At 67.4% G+C, this 7,012-nt stretch carries 8 protein-coding genes; 7 read left to right on the top strand and 1 reads right to left on the bottom strand.

All coding sequences use genetic code 11. The annotated features are described in order from the left end of the window. From ACK5F2_RS16650 to ACK5F2_RS16620, 7 genes are all read left to right on the top strand, one after another. The coding region (locus ACK5F2_RS16650) for an energy transducer TonB (RefSeq protein ID WP_409866631.1) at positions 1 to 202 on the top strand (202 nt) is incomplete at its 5' end. 32 nt (positions 203 to 234) lie between these two features. After that, positions 235 to 1,008, top strand: coding sequence for a MotA/TolQ/ExbB proton channel family protein (locus tag ACK5F2_RS16645; protein WP_246030661.1), 774 nt, complete (start codon positions 235 to 237; stop codon positions 1,006 to 1,008). Between the two features lie 22 nt (positions 1,009 to 1,030). Further along, the gene (locus ACK5F2_RS16640; protein ID WP_409866630.1) at positions 1,031 to 1,450 is read left to right on the top strand and encodes an ExbD/TolR family protein; all 420 of its coding nucleotides are present in this window, start codon (positions 1,031 to 1,033) and stop codon (positions 1,448 to 1,450) included. 145 nt (positions 1,451 to 1,595) lie between these two features. Continuing rightward, positions 1,596 to 3,854: a TonB-dependent receptor gene (locus ACK5F2_RS16635; RefSeq protein ID WP_409866627.1), complete on the top strand. Its 2,259-nt coding sequence runs from the start codon at positions 1,596 to 1,598 to the stop codon at positions 3,852 to 3,854. Positions 3,855 to 3,963: 109 nt separating this feature from the next. Next, positions 3,964 to 4,647, top strand: a complete 684-nt coding sequence (locus ACK5F2_RS16630; RefSeq protein WP_409866625.1) for a Fe2+-dependent dioxygenase — start codon at positions 3,964 to 3,966, stop codon at positions 4,645 to 4,647. After that, complete coding sequence (locus ACK5F2_RS16625; protein WP_409866623.1) at positions 4,644 to 5,771, top strand: alpha-hydroxy-acid oxidizing protein; 1,128 nt, start codon at positions 4,644 to 4,646, stop codon at positions 5,769 to 5,771. Before ACK5F2_RS16630 ends, ACK5F2_RS16625 begins: the two co-directional genes overlap by 4 nt. A 194-nt stretch (positions 5,772 to 5,965) precedes the next feature. Beyond that, positions 5,966 to 6,388, top strand: a complete 423-nt coding sequence (locus tag ACK5F2_RS16620) for an SWIB/MDM2 domain-containing protein (RefSeq protein WP_409866620.1) — start codon at positions 5,966 to 5,968, stop codon at positions 6,386 to 6,388. 67 nt (positions 6,389 to 6,455) lie between these two features. On the opposite strand, the gene ACK5F2_RS16615 is transcribed toward ACK5F2_RS16620, so the two are convergent. Continuing rightward, positions 6,456 to 6,872 carry a response regulator gene (locus tag ACK5F2_RS16615; protein ID WP_409866618.1) on the bottom strand — a complete coding sequence of 139 codons (417 nt, stop codon included), beginning with the start codon at positions 6,870 to 6,872 and terminating at the stop codon, positions 6,456 to 6,458. Between the last annotated feature and the right edge of the window lie 140 nt (positions 6,873 to 7,012).

Raw genomic sequence — 7,012 nt, 5'->3', positions numbered from 1 at the left:
GGGCCTGGTGCATCTGCGCGTGGTGGTCGATGCCCGCGGGCTGCTCAAGGACGCCTCGATCAGGAAGTCCTCCGGCTTTGCCCGCCTGGACCAGCAGGCCCTGCAGGACATCCGCAGCGCCCGCTTCGCCCCCTATACCGAGAACGGTCAGCCCATTGAATGGGAGACCACGGCCCTGCTGTCCTACGAGCTGGACCGCTGAGCCCATCCCCGAATCCCAAGCAAGAAGTTCCCATGGACGCAAGCACCGCACTCACCACCGCCGCCACCGTGGCGCCCGTCAATCCCGGCTTTGGCCACTTCATCGCCCAGTCCGACGCCGTCGGCAAGTTCCTGCTGGGCGTGCTCGTTGTCATGTCCGTGGCCTCCTGGGCCCTGATCGCCGCCAAGGGTCTGACCCAGTACCTGCGCAACAAGCGCAGCGCGAGCTTTCTGGACTTCTTCTGGAACGCCCGCTCCCTGGACGCGGTGCAGGCCGAGATCAGCACCCACGGCGCACGCGATCCCTTCTCGCACCTGAGCGCCCATGCCCTGCACGCCCAGGCCCACCATGCCCGCCATGGCGCGGCGCGCCTGGCCGAGGCCGGCAGCGCCAATGACTTCATCACCCGCACCATCAAGAAGGTGCTGGACGAGGAAACCACCCGCCTGGAGTCGGGTCTGACCACCCTGGCCACCATCGGCGCCACCGCGCCCTTCGTGGGCCTGTTCGGCACGGTCTGGGGCGTGTACCACGCCCTGCTGGCCATCGGCATGAGCGGTGCCGGCACCCTGGACAAGGTGGCCGGCCCGGTGGGTGAGGCCCTGATCATGACCGGCATCGGCCTGGCCGTGGCCATTCCCGCCGTGATCGCCTACAACGCCTTCAACCGTGGCAACCGCGTGTTCAGCGCCCGCCTGGACGCCTTTGCCTACGAGCTGCACAGCTTCCTGACCCTGGGCGAGGCGCCCGGCGCCGCCGCCCAGCAGGGCGCCAATGTGCGCCCGCTCAAGCCTGCCACCGCCTGAGCCGCGCAGGGAGAAGCAAGTCATGGCCTTCGCCTCCTTTGACAGCAAGCGCAGCAATGCGCCGGTGGCCGAGATCAATATGGTCCCGCTCATCGACGTGATGCTGGTGCTGCTGGTGATCTTCATCGTCACCGCGCCGCTGCTGACCCACGCCGTCAAGCTGGACCTGCCCAAGGTCAGCGCCGCCGCCAACGAACTCAAGCCCGAGAAGGTGGAGTTCGCCATCGACGCCGCCGGCCAGCGCTTCTGGAATGGCGAGGCCCTCAGCCGCGCCGAGGCCCAGGCCCGCTTTGCGGCCGAAGGCCAGAAGCCGAACCAGCCCGAGGTGCATCTGCGCGCCGACCAGAACGTGCCCTACCGCCTGGTGGCCGAGACCCTGGGGGATGCCTCCAAGGCCGGTCTCAGCAAGGTGGGCTTCGTCAGCGAGCCTGAGGCTCAGTAAGCCCTGATTAGCCGCGCGACCCAGGTCGCGCCCGCTAGCTGTTTTTCTCACGCAACGCGGATGACCGCGTCCGAGCGGGCCAAGCCGGAAGCCAGGCCCGCCGTGGCGGCGTCGCGCCCATTTATCCCATCGGAGTACCTTTCTCATGTCCCGTCGCAAGCATCTCAAGACCTCAGGCAGCCTGTCGCGCCCGGCCGCGGCCCTGCTGCCCCTGGGCGCCCTGGCCGCCGGTTTCGGCCTGGCCTCGGCCGCCCTGGCCCAGACCCCCGCCGTCGAGCCGGCCAAGACCGAGAACGCCCTGCCCGTGGTGCGCGCGAAGGCCAGCACCGAGCGCGCCGGCAAGGAGGACTATCAGGCCACCGAAACCCGCATCGGCAAGGGCAAGCAGGAGCTGCGCGACATTCCGCAATCGGTGACGGTGGTGACCGAGCGTCTGATCGATGACCGCAATCTGGACACGCTCAAGGACGCACTCAAGAACACGGCCGGCATCTCCTTCCTGGCGGCCGAGGGCGGCGAAGAAGACATCCGTCTGCGCGGCTTCTCCCTGCAGGCCACCGGCGACATCTTCCTGGACGGCATGCGCGACCCCGCCTTCTACGAGCGCGACACCTTCAACTACGAGCGCATGGAAGTGCTGCGGGGTTCGGCCTCCATGCTCTTCGGTCGTGGCTCCACCGGCGGCGCGGTCAACCAGGTCAGCAAGGAGCCGGTGCTGATCAACAAGGGCGAGGTGGCCAGCACCATCGGCTCGGGCGAGTACTTCCGCCTGACGGCCGACCTGAACCTCAAGACCGGCGAGGACGCGGCCCTGCGGGTGAACGCCATGCTCACCGATGCCAACAACTACGGCAACAAGATCAACAAGCAGGGTGTGGCCGCGGCCTATCGCATGGGCGTGGGCACGGCCAATGAGTTCCTGGCCAGCTTCTACTTCCTGGACAACGACAACGGCATCAACTACGGCCTGCCCTGGGTGCGCAAGTCCCCCACGGACTCCACCCCGGTGATGTTGCCCATCGACGCGCGCAACTACTACGGCGCGGCCAGCGACTACAACGCCAGCACCGTCACCCTGGCCACCCTGGGCCATGTGCACCGCTTCAGCACCGACCGCGAGCTGCGCACCACCCTGCGCGTGGGCAACTACGAGCGCGACCAGCGCGCCAGCGCCATCCGCTTTGCCAGCCCGGTCTTTGCCTCGACCTTGACGCCCGAAACACGACTCAACCGCTCCGGCGGTGGCGTGCACGCCAAGATCATGGACATGGAGACGGCCTATCTGCAGAGCGACTACAGCGGCAAGCACCGCTTCTTCGATCTGAACCACAGCATCCAGGCGGGCCTGGACCTGGCGCAGGAGAAGTTCAACAACTACGGCATCGCGCCCAACAGCCCCACGATGCTCAAGCCCTCGACGACCATCGGCACGCCCAATGACGGTGCCAGCGTCGACGAGTCGCGCCGCATCACCCGCCTGGTGAGCGACTTCGACGCCAAGGCCCTGGGCTTGTATGCCCAGGACCTGATCCAGCTGAGCTCGCAGTGGAAGCTGCTGGCCGGCCTGCGCTGGGACCGCTTTGATGGCCGCTACAGCCAGCCCGAGCTGCGCAGCGCTGCGGGTGCGGTCACCCAGGTGGCGGCCGTTCGCTCCCGCGTGGACTCCCTGTGGAGCAAGCGCGCCGGCGTGATTTATCAGCCCTCGGCCACCCAGTCCTACCACTTCTCCTACGGCACCTCCTTCAACACCTCGGGCGATACCTACCGCTTCGATGCGCTGGGCAGCAACACCCCGCCCGAGGGCAGCCGCAGTATCGAGCTGGGCGCCAAGCTGGACCTGTTCGAGGGGCGCCTGAGCACCCGCCTGGCCCTGTTCCACTCCGAGAAGTACAACGAGCGCAACCGCGACGAACTCACGGTCAATGCCACCAACTATGTGCTGTCCGGTGCCCGTCGCGCCGCTGGCTTCGAGCTGGACCTGGCCGGTCGCATCACGCCGCAGTGGGAGGTCTTCGGTTCCTACGCCTACATCCCAGACGCCAAGGTCACCAAGGGCTCGGCCGTCAACGGCGTGAGCCTGCAGGGCGAGGCCGTGGGTTCTCGCCCGGGCCTGACCCCGCGCCACAGCGGCACCATCTGGACCACCTACAAGCTGGATGAGCACTGGCGCATCGGCGGCGGCCTGAATGCCCGCAGCGCGGACAACCCGCAGCTGGCACCCACCATCACCGCGCCCAAGTTCATCACCGCCGATCTGATGGCCGAGTACGTGCAGGGCAATCTGTCCCTCAAGTTCAACGCCACCAATATCACGGACAAGCTGTATGCCGACGTGCTCTACCGCGGTCACTATGTGCCCGGCAAGCCGCGCAGCTACCAGCTGACCCTGGCGCACAAGTTCTGATCCAGGACAGAGCCGGCCAGCGCCGGCTCGCTAAACTTCTCTCCATCAAGGCCTTTGTTGGCCCGGGGTCCGTCCTCGGGCCCTTTTTTTTGCGAAGGACCAAGCGCCCATGCTTCTGAAGATCGAGCAAGTCCTGTCCCCCGAAGCCCTGAGCCAGGCCCAGGCCTTGCTGCGCAATGCGGCCTGGGAGGACGGTCGCAACACCGCCGGCAGCCAGGCCGCCCTGGTCAAGAACAACGAGCAGCTCAGCGGCAGCAGCCGCGAGGCGCAGGCCCTGCAGCAGCTGGTGCTGCAAGCCTTGGAGCGGCACCCCATCTTTTTCTCGGCCGCCCTGCCCAAGCGGGTGCTGCCGCCCCTGTTCAATCGCTATGGCGGTGCCAGCAATTTCTATGGCCCCCATGTCGACCAGGCCGTGCGCTACCTGCCCGGTGGGCAGCAGCGCGTGCGCACCGATATCTCCTGCACCCTGTTCCTGGCCGACCCGCGGGACTACGACGGCGGTGAGCTGGTGGTGCAGGACACCTTCGGCGAGCAGCGCGTCAAGCTGGCCGCTGGCGATATGGTGCTCTACCCCGGCACCAGCGTGCACCATGTGAGCCCCGTCACCCGCGGCGCGCGCCTGGCCAGCTTTTTCTGGATCGAGAGCATGGTGCGCAGCGACGAGCAGCGCCGCCTGCTCTACGAGATGGACATGAGCCTGATGCGCCTGCGAGCCGAACACGGCGAGTCCGAGGCCACGGTGCAGCTCACCGGCACCTATCACAACCTCTTGCGCATGTGGGCCGACACATGAGTGATGCCGGCGAGCGCCCCGCGCTGCAAAGCCTGCCCGAGGGCATCGTGAATCTGGCCGACTTCGAGGCCCATGCGCAGGCGCGCATGACGCCCTCGGCCTGGGCCTACCTCAATGGCGGTGCCGCCGACGAGCAGGTCATGCGGGCCAACCGCGCGGCCTGGGACGCCCTCAAGCTGTGGCCGCGCGTGCTGCGCGATCTGTCTGGCGGCCACACGCGCACGAGCTTGTTCGGCAAGACCTGGCCGACGCCCCTGCTGCTGGCCCCGATTGCCTATCAGCGCCTGGCCCATCCCGACGGCGAGCTGGCCAGCGCCTATGCCGCGGCCGCGCAGGGCGCCGGCATGATTCTCAGCGCCCAGGCCAGCGTGCCCATGGAGGCGGTGGCGCGGGCCATGCGTCAGGAGCCGACGAGCGGCCCCTTGTGGTTCCAGCTCTACTGGCGCGACGACCGGGGCTTCATGGCCGAGCTGCTGCAGCGCGTGGAGGCTGCCGGCTTCGAGGCCCTGGTGCTGACCGTCGATGCGCCGGTGCAAGGCGCGCGCGACCGCGAGCGCCGCGCCGGCTTTCAGCTGCCTGACGATGTGCGTGCCGTCAATCTGGGCGGGCGCAAGAAGCCGCTCGACGTGGCGCCGGGGCAGAGTGCCCTGTTTGATGGTCTGATGCCGCGCGCCGCCACCTGGTCCGAGATTGACTGGCTGCGTGAGCGCAGCCCGCTACCCCTGCTGCTCAAGGGCCTGTGTCATCCCGAGGATGCGCGCGAGGCCATGCGGCGCGGTGCTGCCGGCCTGGTGGTGAGCAACCATGGCGGGCGCACCCTTGACGCGCTACCCAGCACGGCCGAGCTGCTGCCCCTGCTGCGCGAGGCCGTCGGTCCCGAGTTGCCCCTGCTGGTGGACGGTGGCATCCAGCGTGGCAGCGATGTGCTCAAGGCCCTGTGCCTGGGTGCCGATGCGGTGCTGCTGGGGCGGCCTTATGTGCACGCCCTGGCCACGGCCGGCGCGCTCGGCGTGGCCCAGGCCTTGCGTCTTCTGCGCGATGAATTCGAGATCGCCATGGCACTTGTCGGATGCCGTGATGTGGGTGAAGCGGGGGCGCATTTGCTCTGGCCATCGCGCATCTGATGCGGGGCCGCGACAAAGAGCGCATTCCAAGCGGTCTTTTGGGGCATTCCTCCCCTTGCAGAGCCTTCTCAATGCGGTAGGCGCGCAGTACCATTGCCTGCGCTAGGTGCCAGAGAGATTGAAGGCTTGTACGCAGGTACGCGACCTTCGCCCGGACCCGGCACATCAACCAAACTTTGATGGAGAGAATCGACATGGCAACTGCGAAGAAGGCTGCTGCGCCCGCCAAGAAGGCGGCGCCGGCCAAGAAGGCCGCTCCGGCGAAGAAGGCGGCGGCACCGGCGAAGAAGGCCGCTCCGGCCAAGAAGGCAGCAGCACCCGCGAAGAAGGCAGCCCCGGCCAAGAAGGCCGCCGCTCCTGCCAAGAAGCGCACGCCCAACGCCGCCTTCATGAAGGCCCTGACCCCCAGCTCCGCGCTGGCCGCCATCGTCGGTGCCGCACCGCTGCCGCGCACCGACGTGACCAAGAAGGTCTGGGAGTACATCAAGAAGAACAAGCTGCAGGATGAGGTGCAGAAGCGCATCATCAATGCCGACGCCAAGCTGAAGGAGATCTTCGGCAAGGCCAAGGCCGATATGTTCGAGATGACCAAGCTGATCAACAGCCACCTCAAGTGAACTTGCTGTCCGGTCGCCTCCCGAGGCGGCCGCGATGCACGCAGAACCCGGCTCCGGCCGGGTTTTTTTATGGCCGTTCGCAGCTGCCGCAGCCGGACAAGTCCAGCGCCTGCAGCGCCTCGGCCAACTGCAGCACATCAATGGGTTTGATCCAATAGTCCGTGAAGCCGGCTGCGCGTGCGGCATGCACCTGCTCGGGCAGTGCGTCGGCGGACAGGGCCACGCAGGGCAGACCGGCCAGCTCCTGGTGCGCTGCGCGCAGGCGCGACAGCAGCTCCAGCCCGTTCATGTCCGGCAGATTCATGTCCACCAGCAGCAGGTCCGGCCGCAGCTCGCCGAGTACGCTGAGGGCCTGGGCTCCATCCTCGACGCAGTCCAGCGACCAGGCTTCCGGCAGACGCCGGAACACCTCTTCCATCAGCACGATATTGATGCGGTCATCCTCGACGTAGAGGACGTGGCGCCGGGGCGCGTGGACGGACATGGAGGTCTGCGAAGGGAGACGGGGGTCGAGCAAAGCCGCCTTTTGGCAGCGCAGTGCGCACGATAGCAGCCCGGCAGCCCGGTGCTGGCAATCCCTGGGCCTGGCGGGTGGAAAAACCGGCCTTGGCTGAGGGCTCTCGG

Source organism: Roseateles sp. (assembly GCF_046300915.1).
Taxonomy (GTDB): Bacteria; Pseudomonadota; Gammaproteobacteria; order Burkholderiales; family Burkholderiaceae_C; genus Kinneretia.
This window is presented reverse-complemented; position numbering and strand designations above follow the sequence as displayed.

Excerpts from the sequence above, each read along its gene's own strand:
- ACK5F2_RS16615 (WP_409866618.1), bottom strand. The coding sequence starts at position 6,872 with ATGTCCGTCCACGCGCCCCGGCGCCACGTCCTCTACGTCGAGGATGAC.
- ACK5F2_RS16625 (WP_409866623.1), top strand. The coding sequence starts at position 4,644 with ATGAGTGATGCCGGCGAGCGCCCCGCGCTGCAAAGCCTGCCCGAGGGC.
- ACK5F2_RS16635 (WP_409866627.1), top strand. The coding sequence starts at position 1,596 with ATGTCCCGTCGCAAGCATCTCAAGACCTCAGGCAGCCTGTCGCGCCCG.
- ACK5F2_RS16630 (WP_409866625.1), top strand. The coding sequence starts at position 3,964 with ATGCTTCTGAAGATCGAGCAAGTCCTGTCCCCCGAAGCCCTGAGCCAG.
- ACK5F2_RS16645 (WP_246030661.1), top strand. The coding sequence starts at position 235 with ATGGACGCAAGCACCGCACTCACCACCGCCGCCACCGTGGCGCCCGTC.
- ACK5F2_RS16640 (WP_409866630.1), top strand. The coding sequence starts at position 1,031 with ATGGCCTTCGCCTCCTTTGACAGCAAGCGCAGCAATGCGCCGGTGGCC.
- ACK5F2_RS16620 (WP_409866620.1), top strand. The coding sequence starts at position 5,966 with ATGGCAACTGCGAAGAAGGCTGCTGCGCCCGCCAAGAAGGCGGCGCCG.